We start from the raw sequence: 18,550 nt of genomic DNA on the forward strand, positions 1-18,550 counted from the left end.
CGGGACCTGCGGAGGATGCCGGACCCGGATATGTCCCTGAGGTCCGCCCAGGACGTGGCTCGGGAGGGCCCACCCGGTGCAGGATGGAAGGGACGACATTGTCACCGTTCACGCCCGCGTGCCCTGGAGGACCGGATGATTGCCGAGACCGTCTGTTCCGCCGTGTCCGTGGCCGGCCTGGGCATCGCCGCTGTCACGGCCTACCGAAAGCGTTTCCTCGCGGCGACGCGCCTCGCCGCGTACTCCCTGGTCCCGATCGGCCTCGTCATGACCGGCGTCGTGGGATGGCTGGCCGACACCGCCTTCAGCATGAAGGCGTGGGCGGGCTTCGGCGTCCTCGGTGTCGCCTGGCTGCTCTTCATGACCACCCGGGCCGTGGAGCGCCGCAGCGTCGGCACCCGCAAGGAGCGCAAGGAGGCAGCCAAGGCAGCCCAGCGCGAGGCCGTCGCCCCTGCGGCGTCGGCGCCCTCGCTGGGGCAGGGCGCACGCCCGGCCGCCAAGGCCGAGGTCCAGGCCAAGGCCAAGGGCAAGCCGAAGGCGGCCGCGCCCACGGAGGACTTCAGCGACATCGAGGCCATCTTGAAGAAGCACGGCATCTGACAGCCCCATCTGACACCCCCGAACCCCCGAGGGCGGGCTGCGTGAGCTGGGCGGCGAGGCCGAAGGGGCTCAGCCGCCCAGCCGCATCTCGGCGAGGACGTTCACACCGTCGACCCACTTCACGGACCCGTTGGCGCACCGCACCGCGCGCCCCTTGCCGGGGAAGGCCGGGTCGGGCAGGGCGAGTCCCAGGCGGTGGCGGCCGCGCACGCCGGACGGCAGGGCGAGCTCTCCGCGCACGGTCGTGACCTTCGGGCCCGAGTGGTCGTCGCCGGTCTCCGCGCGGCCCTGCGGCCGCCAGTCGCGCCAGTCCGCCCCGGTGTCCGCCGAGGCGACCGTCCGCCCGTCCGCGTCCAGGAGCGCCAGCCTCACCGGACGCGGGTGCTTCGGTGCCGCGAAGCCGCGGTTGACCACGTCGACCTCCACGGGGATGCGGCCGCCACGGGCGCCAGACAGGTCGTAGCGGGCCTCGCGCACCTCGATGCGGTAGCCCAGGTGGTCCCGCAGATATTCGAACTGCGTGCGCGCCACCAGCCGCCCGTCACGCTCCCGGAAGTAGCCGTCCGAGACCGGAAGCAGCGCGTCCGCTGTCTGCCGCTCGGTCAGCTCCGCCGCCTTCCAGGCCGGCACGGTGACCGTGGCGTTGTGCACCAGGGACAGGCTGTCGAAGCGCAGCGTCTGCAGCCGCCGGGCGGCGGGCACCCCGGGGATGACGGTGCTCCACGCGTAGGGGTCGGCGCTCTGGCCCTTGTCCCAGGGCATCTCGCCGTCCATCATCCGGGTCGGCGACACGTCGAGATAGCTCGGCCAGCCGGGGTTGTCCGGGACGTAGTAGTCCCACTCGCCCTCGCCGAGCGTCACGTAGTCGTTGTGGAAGCCGACCCGGTCCAGGATCGCCTTGTCAGTGATCATGTCGCGCTTCTCCGCGTACCGGACCTGGGTGTGCATGCCCGGCGGGAGCGCGGCGACGAGCGTCGTCATGATGGCGGTGACGGCGTCGGGGTACGTCTCGTGCCGGTAGTAACTCCCGTGCCACTCGCCCCAGGCGCCCAGGAAGCCGGCCTGCCACACGGCCACCACGTCGCTGTTGCGCGCGACCAGCGGCGCGAGCTGCCCGATGTGCCGCTGGATGTCCTGCACGGTGTAGCGCCGGTTCTCCCGCACCCCGTCGTCGTACACGAAGCGCAGGACCGCCGCGTATCCCTTGCGACGCAGCCCGCGGAAGACGCTCTCGATGTTGTCGAGCGCGCTCTGCGGGATCGTGGAGGTCGCGAAGTCCCAGAGGTAGAAGTACAGCTGGGTCAGGTTCGCGCCGGGGCCGTACTCGCGCTCCAGGAGGTCCAGGGTCTTCGCTGCGTCGGGGGAGTGGTCCGCCTCGTTCGGCCAGGGGCTCGTCAGGTCGATCGCGTTGTACGACATCTCGTAGCGGAAGCCGCGGCGCGGGTTGGCCAGCGGGGCGCGGCCCTCCGGGTCGTCCGGGCGGATGCCGCGATGCGGGACCCGCTGCCAGCCGGCCGCGCGGGCGGGGGAAGCCGCGCCGAGCGGCACCATCGCGGCCGCGGCAGTGCCGAGCGCGGTCGTCAACAGCCGTCTGCGTTCCATGCGCATGTGTGGCTTCCTCGTTCGCGTGGACGGCGGGGGTGCCGAGTCTGACGAGGCGCCGTGCTGGTGAGCCATGGACGGAACGCGCGGGGCACTGGACTTTTCTGGTCACGGATTTAAGCGAACTCCCGGCCTTTCCGGGCGTGTTGGTCGGCGGTGGTGTCCCGACTGCGTCATCATCGCCGCGAGATGCTGGACACCACCACACCGGGCGATGCCGCCCCGCCGACCGATGAGCGAGCAGCGCCGACCGAGGAGCCGCAGGGCTGTCTCTTCGCGCTCTCCCAGCCACCCCTGATGATCTTCCTGGCGGTGATCGGCTTCCTGCTCCTGATGGGCTCGCTGCACGATCTGCTGAGGCTGTAGCCGCCGGCGCAGGGGCTCAGCCCGCGGCTTCCTTGCGGCGGGCCCGGTAGGCGGCCACGTGCAGCCGGTTCCCGCAGGTCCGGCTGTCGCAGTAGCGGCGCGAGCGATTGCGGGAGAGATCCACGAAGGCGCGTCGGCAGTCCGGCGCCTCGCAGCGCCGCAGCCGCTCCTGCTCACCGGCGACCACGAAGAACGCCAGCGCCATCCCGCAGTCCGCCGCGAGGTGGTCGGCGATGGAGGCGCCCGGCGCGAAGTAGTGCACGTGCCAGTCGTAGCCGTCGTGGTCGGTGAGCCGGGGCGTGGTGCCCGCCGCCGCGACCAGTTCGTTGATCACCGCCGCCGCGGCCTGTGGCTCGGGGGAGGCGAAGACCTCGTAGAAGCGGCTGCGGATCTGCCGAACGCCGGCGAGGTCACGTTCGGTGAGCACTCCGACGTCGCTGATGTCGTGGCTTCGTACGAACTCGCCAAGCGCTGCTACGTCCGCGAGCCCCTCGGTCTCGGCGCTCTCGTCGTCCGATGCGGTGTTCACCAGATCGACCACGGCGTCGAGCGCACACCGGGTGTCGTGGGTGATCAGCACGATTCGCTCCCTGGCCTGGGGGGTCGGGCAGGTCTGCCCGCCGATGCTGGCCGATGCTAGCGGCTTCCCGGAACACAGCACCGGCGCCGTCCCCGCGGGAATCCGCGGCGACGGCGCCGGTGCCTGGCCTATGCGGTTGTCGTGCCCGAGCCGTCGCCCCGAGTCGGACGGCGCCGGGCGCTCTCGCGCCGCCTGGATCTAGCTTTCGGCCAGGATGTGCGAGAGCTCCGTATCGAGATCGAAGTGGCGGTGTTCTGTGCCGGGCGGCACGGCCGCGTCGGTTCGCTTGAGGAACGATTCCAGTGCCCGCGCCGGGGCCTCGAGCAGAGCCTCACCCTCGGGGGAACTCAGGGCGATGCAGACAACACCCTGACCGTGGCTCCGGGACGGCCAGACTCGGACGTCGCCGGTACCGGTGGGCCGGTGCAGGCCCTCGGCGAGGAGGTCGCGGGCGAACACCCACTCGACGGTTTCCTCGGCTCCGGTGTGGAAGGTGGCGTGCACGGCATAGGGATCGGCCGTGTCATACCGCAGTCCTGCGGGTACAGGCAGTGAGGACTCGCTCGACACAACGAGGCGCAGGTGCAGCTCGCAGCTGACCGTGGTGTTCATAAGCGCCAGGGCCTTTCGCTCAGTGTGCGCTCGGGGATTCGCACGTCGGCGAAATCGACATGCCACCTACGGTGCCGTTGTAAACCCCTCTGAGGGTTTTGCGTGTCTTTAGGTAGCTCGTACGGCGGGGTGTTTGTCCGGGACGTGCGCCCATTCCGGTGACGGGTTTCCGTCCGGTAGGGTTTGGCCGTATGAATACGGGGAGTAACGAGCCGGGGGTCGCGGCCGCGACCGACGGTGAGAAGGCCGAACAGCCGCTTGGGTCGCGCGCTCCTGCGTTCGTCCAGGCCCGCAAGACACTGCACCTCAGCTGGCAGGTGGGCGTCTTCATCGTGGGGTTCGCGGTGGTTGCCGCGGGCATCGTGATGCTGCCGTTGCCCGGTCCTGGCTGGCTGGTGATCTTCGGTGGCATGGCGATCTGGGCCACCGAGTTCGTCTGGGCCCAGCTGGTGCTTCGCTGGACGAAGCGGAAGGTCACCGAGGCTGCGCAGCGCGCCCTCGATCCCAAGGTGCGCCGCCGGAACATCATCCTGACGACCATCGGTCTGGTGATCGTCGCCGTGCTGGTCGCGGTCTACGTATGGAAGTTCGGCCTCGAGATGCCATGGAAGATCAAGGAGTGACCCACGGGTGACTCCGGGGCGGTCGGAGGCACCCGCTGACATGCGGTAATGTTCTCCGTGCGCCCGGGGCGATTAGCTCAGTGGGAGAGCGCTTCGTTCACACCGAAGAGGTCACTGGTTCGAACCCAGTATCGCCCACCCCGGAACTGCGGCCCGGAGGCTTTAAGCCTCCGGGCCGCAGTCGTATTCACGGCCGTTTTACGGGAATTGACGGACCGTCCGAAAAAGTGGACGGAAAGCGGATCAGTGCATTCTGCCGAGTACGTCGCGGACTTTGCGCGCGTCGCGCAGTCGTTGTTCGTACGTCGCGCCGATGGCGAGGAGCAGCATTCCGGCCAGCGCGGGCGGCAGCCAGCGGGGCAGGGTGTCCACCACTTGGACGATGTAGGGCGCAAGTTCGTGCAGTGCGTCCAGGGCGAGGACCGTGCCGCCGATGACGAGCGGTGCCTGGAGCCGGTGCCGCGCGCCGGTCAGCGTCACCAGGAGCGCCGCGGTGCCGAGGAGCAGCGGCCGCTGCCAGTGGGCGTCGCCCCATGCGGCGGCGAGGCTGGGCAGCAGGGTCGCAGCGAGGCCCGGGCCGTACGCCGTCCAGGAGGACGCGGCGGGGTCGCGGCGGCGCCGCAGGAAGCCGACGACGAGGGCCGGGACGGTGGCGGGCAGCGTGTACGCCTCCGGCATGGTGACGTCCCACGACGCGAGGCGTACCCAGGTCGCCAGGAGGAACAGCGCCCCGGCCGCGTACCCGACCCGGCGACGGTCCGCGCGCACGGCCGTACCCGCGGCGATGACACCGCCGAGGGCGAGGGCCGTCGCGAGAGTCGGCGCGTGCCCCACGGTGAGCACGATCCCGAGCCCGCCCGCCGCAGCCCCGGTGATCTCGACGACCGGCGTCAGCGGGTGCCGACCGAGCCGCGCCGCGGCACCGGCGGCGAGCGCCGGGACGACGAGGACCAGGAGCCCCGTGTGGTCGACGCGCAGGTCCAGTGCGGCGCCCGTGGCGCAGATGAATGCGGTGGCGTACGCGATGCCGGCACCGGCGGCGACGGCGGCCACGCCGGTCGCCGAGCGCCGGGAGGCGAGGACGGCGGCGGCCAGGAAGAGCCCGGTGAGGGCGCCGAGCGTGCAGAGGGTCGCCGACGTGGTGGCGAGGGAAAGGAACGCGACACTCCCGGAGGAGGCGAGCCCAAGCCCCAGCGAGGTGCGGGCGAGCACCGCCGCATCGCTCCGGACCGCGAGGCCGAGCAGCGCCGCGGTCACGGCGCAGTGGACGAAGAGCCCTGCGGCGTAGGGGAGTTCGAAGGCGAACGGCAGGGTGAAGACCGCGGCCCAGGCGAGGGCGAGGGCGGCGGGGCGGGCGGCGGCGAGGAGGGCCGCGGAGGGGGAGGGGCGCACGGTGGCCGCACCGAATCCGCCGGTTGCGTCGGCGCCAGGGGTCCCGCCGATTGCGGGGTCTCCGGATGGTCCTGCGGCCTGGGAGCTACCCGCAGGTCCGGGGGTCCGGCCGGCTTGGCCTGTCTCCGCGGCCGGGGCGGTTCCGGTGGCTCCTGTGGTCGCGGTCGCTCCGGCTGGTCCTGCAGGCCTGTCGCTTCCGGCGGTTGAGGGGGCCTGGGCGGCTCGGCCGGTGTCCGCGGCCGGGGCGGTTCCGGCGGCTCCATCCGGTCCCACAACCGCGGTGCTTCCCGCAGCCCCGCCTGCTCCGGCACCCCCGATGCCCGTGGCCCCGCCCACAGTCGTTTCCGCTGCCCAAGCCGCACCCATCCCCCCGGCCAGGTAGCCCACGACCGCGACGACCCCCAACACCAGCGAAGCCATTGCGGGTTCGGACACCGGCAGGTCTGACAAGGAGGAGAAGCCGTAGGCGGTGTGGGGCGGGGTGGTCGACGACCAAGGGTCGGTGGCCCAGTGCGTGGGGCCGAGCAGCGCGGCGGTGACCGTCGGCAGCGTCCACAGGACCGCGAGGCCATGCACCAGGAGGGCCGCGCCCGCGATCCCCTTGCGCAGGGGGTGCGGCAGCGTGATCCGTACCGTCGCCAACAGGGCGATGGCGCACGCCAGATGAGCCGGTACGGACCAGCCGCCGGGCAGCGCCTCCCGGGCGACACCGCCGGCCGCGGCCACCGCGGTCAGCGCGCCGGCGAACGCCGTGCCCGTCGCCGTCGCGGGCGAGGCGTGCGACGTCAGCCACGCCGTGGCGAGCGCGATCGACGTGGCAAGGGCGAGCAGCACGGCCGCCCTTGCCGCCTCGGGTACGTCCGTCGCCGACCAGGACAGCCATCCGGCGCCCATCGCGCCCCACAGGCCCGTCGCACACGCCCCGACGGTGGCGACGACGCGTACGGCGGCGTCGGTGGCCCGCAGCGCGAGCGCCGTGTCGAACGCCGCCGTCACCAGGAGCGCGGCCCCGATCGCGTGGGTGCCGGAGTCCGACGCCCAGAGGAACAGGGGGAGTTGAGCGGTCACCACGGCCACCGGCAGCGGCAGTCGCAGCTCGCCGAAGACCCTTCCGTACGCCGCCCACAGCGCGGCGAGCACCGCCGACGCGGCCGCCGCGTACCCCACCGGGTCCGCGTCGGGCACGGCGACGGCATGGAGGGCGTACGCGTCCAGGACGGTCAGGGCGAGACCCAGGGCCGCCACCGTCTCCGCCGTCGAGCGCAGCGAGCGGTGCAGGAGCAGCGCCGGCACGCCGAGTGCCGTGAGGGTCAGCAGGGCCAGTACGGCGCTGCGGCCGCCGATGCCCAAGTGCCCCCAGCTCGCCAGCGTGAAGGCGATCGCCGCGACGGTCAGGAGGACGCCCCCGAGGGTGAGCAGCGCGTTCTGCACGTTCGGCGGCGTGGCCTCGGGCGCGTGCCGCGGGTGCGGCGGGGCCGGCGGCGGTGGGGCCGCTGCCCGCAGTGCGCTCAGCAGCCAGGCGCGGCGGTGCAGCAACTGCGCCCTGCGCGCGTCGAGCCGGTGCAGCTCCAGGTCGAGGATCCGCAATTCCTCGGCCGGGGGCGGAATGTTCGTCATGGTTGTGGAGTGTGGTCCGGGACACAGTGCCGGACATCGGTGCGGATACTCAGGACGTACTCAGATCAGCGCGTACGGCAGACTCGGTCCATGGACTGGTGTCACTACCGCTTCCGCAGCGTCTGGAATCTGCCGGCGCCGCGCACCGACGTGTTCGCCGCCCTGGAGCGGGCCGAGGACTATCCCGAGTGGTGGCCGCAGGTCCGCGCCGTGACGCCGGTCGACGAGCGCAGTGGCACCGCCCGCTTCCGCTCCTTGCTGCCGTACGACCTGTACGTCACCGCGGAGGAGCGGCGGCACGACCCCGGCGCCGGGATCCTGGAGATCGCGATGACGGGGGACCTGGAGGGCTGGGCGCGTTGGACGGTGACGACCGTGCCGCGCGGTACGCGCGCTCTCTACGACCAGGAAGTGGTGGTGCGCAAACCGCTGATGCGGCGCCTCGCGGTGCCCGGGCGCCCCGTCTTTCTCCTCAACCACGCCCTGATGATGCGCGCGGGCGAGCGGGGTCTGAAGGGGTACTTGAGGCGGAGCTGACTGCTCACCTGGAAGCGGTTTGATGGAAACCCGCGAGGACCTGTATTGTTCAGTCCGTTCCCGGGCGATTAGCTCAGTGGGAGAGCGCTTCGTTCACACCGAAGAGGTCACTGGTTCGAACCCAGTATCGCCCACCCGGAGAATGCCGGTCCGTCACCGACGGACCGGTTTTTTCATGCCCGCCTCATGCCTATCTCATGCCCGCTCCATGGCGGCACGGCGTCGACGGTCAAGCTGCCGCAGGCAGTTCGGGCCGCAGCGGCCACGCAGGGTCCACCGCTTCCGGAGTGCCGCTGCGGGCGAACCACGCCTGCAGCCCACGCGCCTGTGCCGCGTGCCACACCGCCTGCAGCGCGTGCAGCTCGGCCGGCGAGAGCCGCTCGAGACGGGACGCGAAACGGCGTCCCACCGCACGGACGACGTCGAGCGCGGCCTGCGCGTCGGCCGCCGCGTCGTGCGCCTCGTCAAGATCCACCGCGTAGTGCGCGCACAGATCGGTCAGCGTGCGGCGGCCCTTGCGATAGCGGTCAAGCTGCTTGTCCAGGACGCGCGGGTCCAGGACGCACAGCGGTGAGCCCGCCATGTAGTGGCCGAGCGAGGACGCGCGGTGCCTGCGCAACTCCCGGTCCAGGATCGTCAGATCGAAGGGCGCGTTCATGACGACGATCGGGCGGCCGGCCGCGCCCTGCTCCGCAAGCTCCCGGGCTATCTCCTCCATCACCGGCGCGGGCCAGCGGCCGTTGCGCTGCAGATGATCCTCCGTCAGGCCGTGCACCGCGGTGGCGCCCTCGGGCACCGGGACGCCCGGGTTCACCAGCCAGCGGGTGATGCGCGGGCGGGTTCCCGCGCCTTGCTGGACGACGACGGCGGCCGACACAATGCGGTCGGTCTCGACGTCGACGCCCGTGGTCTCCGTGTCGAATGCGGCCAAGGGCCCCTCGTACCAGCACGTCATGTGACGCAACTCCTCGTTCTTGTCCGGCAGATGGCTTGCCTCCCCTGCCCACACCGGTGATACCCGGGCCGTTTGCGCTGTACGCGGGCCGGAGACAACAGAGGTACAGGGCCCGGAAGTTGACCGGCCCGCAGCGGGGATTCACTGGTTCGGAAGGCTCGTTGGACATGGCGCTCGCGCAGCCCGAACAGGGTGGGCTGCTGCCCGAGCGGATCGCACCGCCGCGCGGCACACTCGCCACCACCGCCTGTATGGAGACCCTTCAGGTGGGCTATCTGCACGCCGTCGCCGCGGCCGCGGGGTGCTCGCTCTCACAGCCCTTTCCGGACAACGGAATCGACTGGCACGTCAGCCACAGCGCCCCCGGGCACACGGTCGACGACGAAGTCACCATCAAGGTGCAGCTCAAGTGCACGTACCAGATAGCCCCGAACCCTCCGGGGCCCGCCTTCTCCTTCACGCTGGACAACCCGCACCTGGAGAAGCTCGCCCGCACACCGGTCTCGGTGCACAAGATCCTGGTCGTGATGCTGGTGCCCCGGTCGCAGGACGACTGGCTGCGCGCCGGCCACGACCGCCTCGACCTGCGGCACTGCTGCTACTGGACCAACCTCGCCGGACACCAGGTGACCGGCCGGCGCAGGACCACCGTGCGCGTCCCGACCTCGCGGATCTTCGACGACAGGGCCCTCTGCGAGATCATGACGCGGGTCGGGACGGGAGGGAGACCCTGATGCACCGCCCGATCGATGAGCCAGTACGCCCCGTTCGCCCGCACCCCATCGAGGCCGCGGGCCCTTGGTCCGATCCGCCCGGAGCGCCCGCCCCCGCCCAGGTCGACCCCGCCGTGCTCGGCGCGCTGCTCGACCGGCACGGCTGGCACCGGCGCGGGGGAGCGGCAGGGCGCTATGCCCGGTGGACCCCGCCGGGACCGGGAAGCGGCGGCACCAGCCTGCTCGTACCGGAGAGCAGGGCCTTTCCCGACTGCGAGGACCTCATCGGCGAGGCGCTCGTCGCGCTGTCCCGCAGCGCGTCGCCGTCCGCCCGCGACGTGCTCGTGGGGCTGACCGTGCCCAGCGACGAGATCCGCTGGTGGCGGGATGTCCCGGCAGGTCCCGCCGGCACCGCGACCTGGACGGCCGAGGAACAACTGCGGGCCGCGGCACGGCAGATGCTGCTCGCGGGCGCCCTGGCGGCGCGCGGCCGCGCCGGGTACTACGGCGCACGGCACCGCGGGCCGGCCGCCGCGTCCCTGGAGAACGTCCTCGTCGGGCCCGCCCCCGGCGGGCGGCAGCTCACCGCGTTCGTGCCCGTCCTGACCGGGCGGCAGCTCGCGGTGCGGCTGCATCAGGCGCTGTACGCCGCCCGCGAGGCCGTCGACTATCAGCGCGCCACGGGCGGCATGGACGCCTTCGACGGTGCGGTCGAGGCGGGCGTCAGCCATGAGCTGACGGAGGCGATCGTGGCCCTGGTGCGGGGCACGGAAGGCGCGCGGATCGCCGTGGCGTGGGCGCCAGCCGCCGGAGTGCCCGATGGCTGCGCCCAGCACGCCGAGCCCGTCGAGTTCTCGCCCGGTGACCTGCCGGTCCTTAGGGAGGCGGGCGCCCGCTATCTGCGGGACGAGCCTGCGGTGGCGGTGCGGATCACGGGGGCCGTGGTGCGGATGCGGCGGTCGGGACCGCGCGGGAACGGCACGGTGCGGGTCCGTGTGCTCGCCGGGGCGGACGTCCATCACGTACGGATGACCTTGGACGAGGAGGCGTACCGCATCGCCGGGCACGCGCACCTGGTGGGCCTGCCGATCCGGGTGCACGGACGCCTGGAGAGCCGGGGCGGCTTCCGGCGGCTCACCGGGGCGTCCGGGGTGGTGCCCGTGCAGGTCGACGAGTCGGAGAAGGACCGTCTGATGAAGTCGCTCCAGGAGAACCTCGACTTCTTCGAGGAGGCCTGCAGCGGCGACTAGGGGCGTCTGGGGCGGGGCGCGGCCGGGGCCCGGGGGATAACCGTTTCGCGATGGGCGCCCCCGGCTCGGTACGATTCGTTTCGCGTGCAGGAGCAGATCTGCCGCGACCCCTTCAGCAAGGAGAGACCGGTGTCAGACGTCCGTGTGATCATCCAACGCGATTCCGAGCGGGAAGAGCGCGTGGTGACGACGGGCACTACGGCCGCGGAACTCTTCCCCGGTGAGCGCACCGTCGTCGCCGCCCGCGTGGCCGGCGAGCTGAAGGACCTCGCGTACGCCGTGCAGGACGGCGAGGAGGTCGAGCCGGTCGAGATCTCCTCCGAGGACGGCCTGAACATCCTGCGGCACTCCACCGCGCATGTGATGGCGCAGGCCGTGCAGGAGCTCTTCCCGGACGCCAAGCTGGGCATCGGCCCGCCGGTCAAGGACGGCTTCTACTACGACTTCGACGTCGAGAAGCCGTTCACGCCCGAGGATCTCAAGGCCATCGAGAAGAAGATGCAGGAGATCCAGAAGCGCGGCCAGCGTTTCTCGCGCCGCGTCGTCACCGACGAGGCCGCTCGCGAGGAGCTTGCGAACGAGCCGTACAAGCTGGAGCTCATCGGCATCAAGGGCTCCGCGTCCAGCGACGACGGCGCGGACGTCGAGGTGGGCGGCGGCGAGCTGACCATCTACGACAACCTCGACCCGAAGTCCGGCGACCTGTGCTGGAAGGACCTCTGCCGCGGTCCCCACCTGCCCACCACCCGCAACATCCCGGCGTTCAAGCTGATGCGCAACGCCGCGGCGTACTGGCGCGGCAGCGAGAAGAACCCGATGCTCCAGCGCATCTACGGCACCGCCTGGCCGACCAAGGACGAGCTCAAGGCGCACCTGGAGTTCCTCGCCGAGGCCGAGAAGCGCGACCACCGCAAGCTCGGCAGCGAGCTGGACCTCTTCTCCATCCCGGAGCAGATCGGCTCCGGCCTCGCGGTCTTCCACCCCAAGGGCGGCATCATCCGCCGGGTCATGGAGGACTACTCGCGGCGCCGCCACGAGGAGGAGGGGTACGAGTTCGTCTACACCCCGCACGCCACCAAGGGGAAGCTCTTCGAGACCTCGGGCCACCTGGACTGGTACGCCGACGGCATGTACCCGCCCATGCAGCTCGACGAGGGCGTGGACTACTACCTCAAGCCCATGAACTGCCCGATGCACAACCTGATCTTCGATGCGCGCGGGCGTTCCTACCGTGAACTGCCGCTCCGTCTCTTCGAGTTCGGCACCGTGTACCGGTACGAGAAGTCCGGCGTCGTGCACGGTCTGACCCGTGCCCGCGGCTTCACCCAGGACGACGCGCACATCTACTGCACCAAGGAGCAGATGGCGGACGAGCTCGACAAGACGCTCACCTTCGTCCTGAACCTGCTGCGCGACTACGGCCTGACCGACTTCTACCTGGAGCTGTCCACCAAGGACCCGGAGAAGTTCGTCGGCTCGGACGAGATCTGGGAAGAGGCCACCGCGACGCTGCAGCAGGTCGCCGAGAAGCAGGGCCTGCCGCTGGTCCCCGACCCCGGCGGCGCCGCGTTCTACGGCCCGAAGATCTCCGTGCAGTGCAAGGACGCCATCGGCCGCACCTGGCAGATGTCGACCGTGCAGCTCGACTTCAACCTGCCGGAGCGCTTCAACCTGGAGTACACCGGGCCTGACGGCACCAAGCAGCGGCCGGTCATGATCCACCGTGCCCTGTTCGGTTCCATCGAGCGGTTCTTCGCGGTGCTCCTCGAGCACTACGCGGGTGCGATGCCGCCGTGGCTTGCCCCGGTCCAGGCGGTGGGCATCCCGGTCGGCGACGCACACGTCCCGTACCTGCAGGAGTTCGCGGCCGACGCCAAGAAGAAGGGCCTGCGGGTCGAGGTGGACGCCTCGTCCGACCGCATGCAGAAGAAGATCCGGACGCAGCAGAAGCTGAAGGTCCCGTTCATGATCATCGTCGGTGACGACGACATGAACGCGGGCACGGTCTCCTTCCGCTACCGCGACGGCTCGCAGGAGAACGGCATTCCCCGCGAGGAAGCCCTTGCCAAGCTCGCCGACGTGGTGGAGCGCCGCGAGCAGGTGTGACCTTCCCCCCGCGGACGCGGGTTCGAGGCCCCCGGGAGGTTCAGCTTCCCGGGGGCCTCTTCTCGTCCTCGCGCGTGAAGATCTGCAGCAGCCAGGACGAGAACGACCCGGTCACCGCGCCGAGCAGGGCGAGCCCACAGAACATCAGGGCGACCGCGATGAGCCGTCCCACCGGAGTCACCGGCGTCGCATCGCCGTATCCGACCGTCGACAGCGTGGTGCAGGCCCACCACACGGAGTCGCCGAACGTACGGATCGTGGCGTCGGGCGCCGATTGCTCCTGCTGATAGACGGCCAGCGAAGCCGCGAAGCCGAGCAGCAGCGCGCAGAGTCCCGCATAGGCGATCACGCGCGCGTGCAGGGTCAGGCGCGGCGCCTCGTTCCGGCGCTGGACGGCGTCGTAGAGCTTGACGATCCGCAGCGGCCGCAGCAGCGGGAGCACCAGGACGACGGTGTCAAGCCAGTGCTTTCGTACGAAGCGCAGCCGCTGCCCGCTCAGCCGCCACCGCACCGCGTAGTCCACGGCGAACGCCGCCCAGGCGGCCAGGGTGAGCGCGAGGCACAGGTCCTTCCACGCCTCCGGAAGCCCAGGGGCGAGCACCCGGACCGCGTACGCGGTCAGGAACAACATCGACGCCATGGCCAGCGGTACCTCGGTGCGGTTCTCCCAGCGTGCCTGACGGCTGTCATCGGTCATCGGCCCAGCTTCGCCGCGAGGCACCGGGCGGCTGCCCCGCCGACACGCTCCGAACGGGCGAAGTCATATGCTGCACAGCATGACGAGTGAGCCGGAGCAGCAGATCGGAGTGGGGACGCAGGACGCGTTCCAGCGCCTGTGGACGCCCCACCGGATGGCGTACATCCAGGGCGAGAACAAGCCGAGCGGTCCGGGGGCCGACGACGGCTGTCCCTTCTGCTCCATCCCGGCCAAATCCGACGAGGACGGCCTGGTCGTCGCGCGCGGTGAGCAGGTGTACGCGGTGCTCAACCTCTACCCGTACAACGGCGGCCATCTGATGGTCGTGCCCTACCGGCACGTCGCCGACTACACGGAGCTGACGGCGCTGGAGACGGCCGAGCTCGCCGAGTTCACCAAGCAGGCGATGACGGCGCTGCGGGCCGCCTCCGGCGCACACGGCTTCAACATCGGCATGAACCAGGGGACGGTGGCGGGCGCCGGCATCGCCGCGCATCTGCACCAGCACATCGTGCCGCGCTGGGGCGGGGACACGAACTTCATGCCGGTCGTCGGGCACACGAAGGTGCTGCCGCAGCTCCTCGCGGACACCCGCAAGATGCTGGCGGACGCCTGGCCCGCGGCCTAGGGCCGGCACCGCGCCCCTGAAAGGGGCGCGGGGAACTGCGCGACCAGCCACACCCGGCCCGCAGATGGTGAACCGCTCCTCCAGCGGAGCGTTCACGCGTCGTAGACGTCCGCCTTCCTCGGCATCGGGTCCTGGACCATGCCGCTGAGGAAGCCGGAGCGGGCACCGAACTTCGCGGTGTCGACGCCGTTCTCCTGAAGGACCTTGATGGCCGCCGAGTGCACCACGCGCAGCACCGGCGTGGCCGCGCGCAGCGCGTCGTCGGCCATGAAGCGGTGCCGCCACGGCTTGTCCGCCCAGGCGTGCCGCAGGCCGAAGGGCTCGGGCAGGACCAGCTTGCCGCCGAGGTAGTCCAGGAGCGGCGGGTACCACGTGAAGGGGGCGCGGACCGCGAGGCGTACGACCTCGTCCGCGTCGACCAGCGGCAGCTTGCGGTCGACGGTCTCCCAGAACTTGATCGGCTTGGCGACGGTCTTCGTCTTGGGGTCGGGCTTGCTGGTGAACAGGGAGTGCACCGGGCCGAGCGCGTGTCCGGTGACCTCGATGCGCAGCGTCTCGTGCAGGACGGTCACCGTGATCAGCATCGTGATCACCAACTGGCCGTCCCAGAGCGTGAACTGGACGCCCAGATAGTGGCGGTCGCCGCTGCCGAACTGCTGCTCGTTGCAGATCCGCTGTATCTCGTGGCCGCGGACCTGGAAGGCCTCGACGTCCGTGCCGCTGGGGCGGGCCACCGCCTTCGCGTTCTCCCCGATGGGGGAGACGACCCAGTGCTTTATCGACGGGGTCGGGAAGCCGCCGGTGTGCAGCGGGCCGCGCTCCAGCATGCGCAGCTGGTCGTGCACCGCCCGTATGACGTCCCAGCTGCGGAACGGGTGGATCTCCGTGCCGTCCTTCTCGGCGACCAGGTCCTCGGCGAGCTGCCAGCTGCCCCAGCGGGTGCCCATGCCCAGAATTCCCTTGGGGCCCGCGTAGAAGACCGAGTTGCTCTGCTGCTCCGCGGAGAGGCGCGCGAGGCCCTGGCGCAGCCGCTCGGCCGCCGTCTCGCCCGGGCTGCCCGGCACCGCCTCGGGGATCTTGGCGCCGATGCCGCCGCCCGCGAGCAGACTGTCCCAGCGCTCGCGCAGATCCCTTGCCGTGCGCTCGGCGATCAGCTTGGCCCAGAACCAGCCGACCACCGGGACCACGATCGCGGCCCGTACGTACCAGGCCCAGAAGCCGCCGAACGGCAGCTTCAGGAGGAAGATCACGGCGAGCACGCCCACGGCGACCAGGACGGCCGTCGCGATCGCGTTCGCCCGCTTGTCGTCCTTCTTCATCACCGCCTGGCGGCCCGCGAAGACAAGGAGCCAGGCGAGCAGGCCCGGCAGGAAGAGCAGTCCGCACAGCGCCATCACGGCGGTGAGCCAGCGGTCGCGGTCCTTGCGGATGTTGTTCGCCGCGAGGCAGTGCTCGACGATCGACTGCGGCTCCGTCCCGAAGGACTGGATGAGCGGCTTGCGGGCGCCGCCGAGCATCCGCATCTGGACGGCGCGCGCGAACGCCTCGCCCAGGTTCGGTGCGAAGAGCTTGAACAGGCCGCTCTTCACCTCGGACTTGTGCCACTCGCTGTTGGCGTCGAGGATCTTGTCGGCCTTGCTGTCGCGGTACGCGGCCGACGCGAGGGCATGCGTCGCCGCTGTCTGGCCCGCGGCTCCCGACAGCGGGACCTGCGCGCCGGGCTTGAAGTCGAATACGTCGTCCGCCACTGCCGCCCCCATCGCCGCAAGAATCCCGCTCCTGCGGCTTTTCCCGACTTCCGTACCTGGCACACCTGTTGATCAGGTCATCAGCGTATCGGTGCGCACCGACATCCGACATGGGGCGGCCGGATGCCGCTCACCCGGAGGGGAGAGAGCCAGCGGCATCCGGCCAGATCCCTGACGGGATCTCAACTAGGAGACGTCCTGGGCCTGTTCACGGATCCTCTCGGAGAGCTGCGGGGGCATGGGTTCGTGCCGGGCGTAGCTGCGGCTGAAACGTGCGGTGCCCTGCGAGAGCGACCTCAGGTCGACCGCGTACCGGCCGATCTCGATCTCGGGGACCTCGGCCCGTACGAGCGTGCGCCCGCCGGGCGCCTGCTCGGTGCCGACCACCCGCCCGCGCCGCCCGGACAGGTCGCTCATCACCGAGCCCACGTGGTCGTCGCCGACCAGGACCTGCACCTCGGCGACCGGCTCCAGGAGATGGATCCTGGCATCGGCCGCGGCCTCACGCAGGGCGAGCGCGCCCGCCGTCTGGAACGCGGCGTCGGAGGAGTCCACCGAGTGCGCCTTGCCGTCGAGCAGCGTGATCCGTACGTCGATGAGCGGGTAACCGGCGGCCACGCCCTTCGCGGCCTGCGCCCGTACGCCCTTCTCGACGGAGGGGATGAACTGCCGGGGCACGGCGCCGCCCACGACCTTGTCGACGAACTCGATGCCGCTGCCGCCGGGCAGCGGCTCGACCTCGATCTCGCAGATCGCGTACTGCCCGTGGCCGCCGGACTGCTTCACATGACGACCGCGGCCGCCGGACTTGCCCGCGAACGTCTCCCGAAGGGAGACCTTGTGGGCGACGACGTCGACCTGCACGCCGTACCGGCTGCGCAGCCGCTCCAGGGCGACATCGGCGTGCGCCTCGCCCAGACACCAGAGGACCACCTGGTGGGTGTCCTGGTTCTGTTCCAGGCGCATCGTCGGATCCTCGGCGACCAGCCGGGACAGGCCCTGGGAGAGCTTGTCCTCGTCGGCCTTGCTGTGCGCCTGGATGGCCAGCGGAAGGAGCGGGTCGGGCATGTCCCAGGGCTCCATCAGGAGCGGGTCGTCCTTCGCCGACAGGGTGTCGCCGGTCTCGGCGCGGTTCAGCTTGGCGACGCAGGCCAGATCGCCCGCGACGCACTGGGCGAGGACACGCTGCTGCTTGCCGAAGGGCGAGGAGAGCGCGCCCACGCGCTCGTCGACGTCATGGTCCTCGTGGCCGCGGTCCGCGAGGCCGTGCCCGGACACATGCACGGTCTCGTCGGGGCGCAGGGTCCCGGAGAAGACCCGGACCAGGGAGACGCGTCCTACGTAGGGGTCGGACGCGGTCTTCACGACCTCGGCGACCAGCGGTCCTTCGGGGTCGCAGCCGAGCGCGGGCCGCGCCTTGCCGTCCGGTGTGGTGACGACGGGCGCCGGGTGCTCCAGGGGGGTCGGGAAGCCGCCCGTGATCAGCTCTAGAAGCTCGACCGTTCCGATGCCCTGCCGGGCGCCCTCGGCGGCGGGCGCCGCCGCGAGCACGGGGTGGAAGATGCCGCGCGCCACGGCCCGCTCCAGGTCGTCCACCAGCGTCTTGAAATCGATGTCCTCGCCGCCGAGATAGCGGTCCATGAGGGACTCGTCCTCGCTCTCGGCGATGATCCCTTCGATCAGCTGGTTACGGGCCTCCTCGATCAGCGGCAGCTGCTCCTCGCCCGGTTCGGACTCCTTGCGCTCCCCGGAGGCGTAGTCGAAGACCCGCTGTGAGAGCAGCCCGATCAGGCCCGTCACCGGCGCGTGCCCGTCGGGGCCCTTGGCGCCGTGCAGCGGCAGGTACAGCGGAAGGACGGCGTCGGGGTCGTCGGCCCCGAAGGCCTCGGCGCAGGTCCGCGTCATCTCGGTGAAGTCGGCGCGGGCCGCCTCCAGGTGGGTCACCACGATGGCCCGCGGCATGCCGACCGCCGCGCACTCCTCCCACACCATGCGGGTCGCGCCGTCCACGCCGTCGGCCGCCGAGACCACGAAAAGGGCCGCGTCCGCGGCGCGCAGACCGGCCCTGAGCTCCCCGACGAAGTCGGCGTATCCGGGTGTGTCCAGCAGATTGATCTTGAAGCCGCCCCATTCCACCGGGACCAGCGACAGCTGCACCGAGCGCTGCTGGCGATGCTCGATGTCGTCGTAGTCGGAGACGGTGCCGCCGTCCTCCACGCGGCCCGCCCTGTTCACCGCCCCCGCCGTCAGCGCGAGGGCTTCCACCAGAGTCGTCTTGCCCGATCCGCTGTGGCCGACCAGCACCACATTCCGTACGGACGCGGGGTGGTCGGCCGTCGCTGCCCTGCCGGCGGCTCCGGGGTGTGCGTGTGCCTTGTCGCCCATGCCTTGGCCTCCCGGTCACGTGCTCGAAGAGGAGGCTCAGCCCCCTCGGGGATGCTGGCTGCTATCGGACACGCGGGGCCGCGTGCGGGTCGGCTCCGGCGACGCCCGCTGTGCTTTCGAGCTTTCCACTCGGGTCACG

Annotated in this window: 16 protein-coding genes and 2 tRNA genes; 10 read left to right on the forward strand and 8 right to left on the reverse strand. The window is 71.1% G+C overall.

Annotation, left to right across the window (positions count from 1 at the left end; translation table 11 throughout):
- Positions 1-135 precede the first annotated feature (135 nt).
- Positions 136-600: a hypothetical protein gene (locus OG453_RS18235; RefSeq protein ID WP_266868966.1), complete on the forward strand. Its 465-nt coding sequence runs from the start codon at positions 136-138 to the stop codon at positions 598-600.
- 69 nt (positions 601-669) lie between these two features.
- Here OG453_RS18235 and OG453_RS18240 read toward each other — a convergent pair whose 3' ends face one another.
- On the reverse strand, positions 670-2,208 hold the full coding sequence (locus OG453_RS18240) for a DUF4874 domain-containing protein (RefSeq protein ID WP_266868967.1): 1,539 nt from the start codon (positions 2,206-2,208) through the stop codon (positions 670-672).
- Between the two features lie 183 nt (positions 2,209-2,391).
- Between OG453_RS18240 and OG453_RS18245 the strand changes: the two genes are divergently transcribed.
- A complete protein-coding gene (locus tag OG453_RS18245) occupies positions 2,392-2,568 on the forward strand; it encodes a hypothetical protein (protein ID WP_167828961.1) in 177 nt (58 codons plus the stop codon).
- 16 nt (positions 2,569-2,584) lie between these two features.
- Here OG453_RS18245 and OG453_RS18250 read toward each other — a convergent pair whose 3' ends face one another.
- Positions 2,585-3,148 carry a CGNR zinc finger domain-containing protein gene (locus OG453_RS18250; RefSeq protein ID WP_266868969.1) on the reverse strand — a complete coding sequence of 188 codons (564 nt, stop codon included), beginning with the start codon at positions 3,146-3,148 and terminating at the stop codon, positions 2,585-2,587.
- A gap of 198 nt (positions 3,149-3,346) precedes the next feature.
- Positions 3,347-3,760, reverse strand: coding sequence for an SsgA family sporulation/cell division regulator (locus OG453_RS18255; RefSeq protein ID WP_003959770.1), 414 nt, complete (start codon positions 3,758-3,760; stop codon positions 3,347-3,349).
- A gap of 191 nt (positions 3,761-3,951) precedes the next feature.
- On the opposite strand from OG453_RS18255, the gene OG453_RS18260 reads away from it, so the two are divergent.
- Positions 3,952-4,383, forward strand: a complete 432-nt coding sequence (locus OG453_RS18260) for a TIGR02611 family protein (protein ID WP_266868970.1) — start codon at positions 3,952-3,954, stop codon at positions 4,381-4,383.
- Between the two features lie 66 nt (positions 4,384-4,449).
- Positions 4,450-4,521: transfer RNA gene (locus OG453_RS18265), tRNA-Val, on the forward strand.
- Positions 4,522-4,626: 105 nt separating this feature from the next.
- Here OG453_RS18265 and OG453_RS18270 read toward each other — a convergent pair.
- Positions 4,627-7,392 (reverse strand): SCO7613 C-terminal domain-containing membrane protein, encoded by a 2,766-nt coding sequence (locus OG453_RS18270; RefSeq protein ID WP_266868971.1) that lies wholly within the window; start codon positions 7,390-7,392, stop codon positions 4,627-4,629.
- 90 nt (positions 7,393-7,482) lie between these two features.
- On the opposite strand from OG453_RS18270, the gene OG453_RS18275 reads away from it, so the two are divergent.
- Together OG453_RS18275 and OG453_RS18280 are read left to right on the forward strand one after the other, a co-directional pair.
- On the forward strand, positions 7,483-7,929 hold the full coding sequence (locus tag OG453_RS18275; RefSeq protein WP_266868972.1) for an SRPBCC family protein: 447 nt from the start codon (positions 7,483-7,485) through the stop codon (positions 7,927-7,929).
- Positions 7,930-7,991: 62 nt separating this feature from the next.
- A tRNA-Val gene (locus OG453_RS18280) sits at positions 7,992-8,063 on the forward strand.
- Between the two features lie 95 nt (positions 8,064-8,158).
- Here the strand turns inward: OG453_RS18280 and OG453_RS18285 are convergent.
- On the reverse strand, positions 8,159-8,884 hold the full coding sequence (locus OG453_RS18285) for a 3'-5' exonuclease (RefSeq protein WP_266868973.1): 726 nt from the start codon (positions 8,882-8,884) through the stop codon (positions 8,159-8,161).
- Positions 8,885-9,051: 167 nt separating this feature from the next.
- On the opposite strand from OG453_RS18285, the gene OG453_RS18290 reads away from it, so the two are divergent.
- The 3 genes from OG453_RS18290 to thrS all read left to right on the forward strand — a co-directional run bounded on the left by OG453_RS18290 (position 9,052) and on the right by thrS (position 12,953).
- Positions 9,052-9,618 carry a DUF4365 domain-containing protein gene (locus OG453_RS18290; protein ID WP_266868974.1) on the forward strand — a complete coding sequence of 189 codons (567 nt, stop codon included), beginning with the start codon at positions 9,052-9,054 and terminating at the stop codon, positions 9,616-9,618.
- Positions 9,615-10,847: a hypothetical protein gene (locus tag OG453_RS18295; RefSeq protein WP_266869917.1), complete on the forward strand. Its 1,233-nt coding sequence runs from the start codon at positions 9,615-9,617 to the stop codon at positions 10,845-10,847. The genes OG453_RS18290 and OG453_RS18295 overlap by 4 nt, the downstream gene beginning before the upstream one ends.
- A gap of 129 nt (positions 10,848-10,976) precedes the next feature.
- Positions 10,977-12,953, forward strand: coding sequence for a threonine--tRNA ligase (thrS, locus tag OG453_RS18300; protein WP_266868975.1), 1,977 nt, complete (start codon positions 10,977-10,979; stop codon positions 12,951-12,953).
- A 40-nt stretch (positions 12,954-12,993) separates the two neighbouring features.
- Here the strand turns inward: thrS and OG453_RS18305 are convergent, their stop codons facing one another.
- The gene (locus OG453_RS18305) at positions 12,994-13,650 is read right to left on the reverse strand and encodes a potassium channel family protein (protein WP_266868976.1); all 657 of its coding nucleotides are present in this window, start codon (positions 13,648-13,650) and stop codon (positions 12,994-12,996) included.
- A 67-nt stretch (positions 13,651-13,717) separates the two neighbouring features.
- Between OG453_RS18305 and OG453_RS18310 the strand changes: the two genes are divergently transcribed.
- Positions 13,718-14,278 carry an HIT domain-containing protein gene (locus OG453_RS18310; protein WP_266868978.1) on the forward strand — a complete coding sequence of 187 codons (561 nt, stop codon included), beginning with the start codon at positions 13,718-13,720 and terminating at the stop codon, positions 14,276-14,278.
- A 92-nt stretch (positions 14,279-14,370) separates the two neighbouring features.
- Here the strand turns inward: OG453_RS18310 and OG453_RS18315 are convergent, their stop codons facing one another.
- Entirely contained in the window at positions 14,371-16,038 is a 1,668-nt protein-coding gene (locus tag OG453_RS18315; protein ID WP_266868979.1) for a hypothetical protein, read from the reverse strand.
- Between the two features lie 174 nt (positions 16,039-16,212).
- Positions 16,213-18,411, reverse strand: coding sequence for an elongation factor G-like protein EF-G2 (locus OG453_RS18320; protein WP_266868980.1), 2,199 nt, complete (start codon positions 18,409-18,411; stop codon positions 16,213-16,215).
- Between the last annotated feature and the right edge of the window lie 139 nt (positions 18,412-18,550).

Origin of the sequence: Streptomyces sp. NBC_01381 (assembly GCF_026340305.1) — a bacterium.
Taxonomy (GTDB): Bacteria; Actinomycetota; Actinomycetes; order Streptomycetales; family Streptomycetaceae; genus Streptomyces.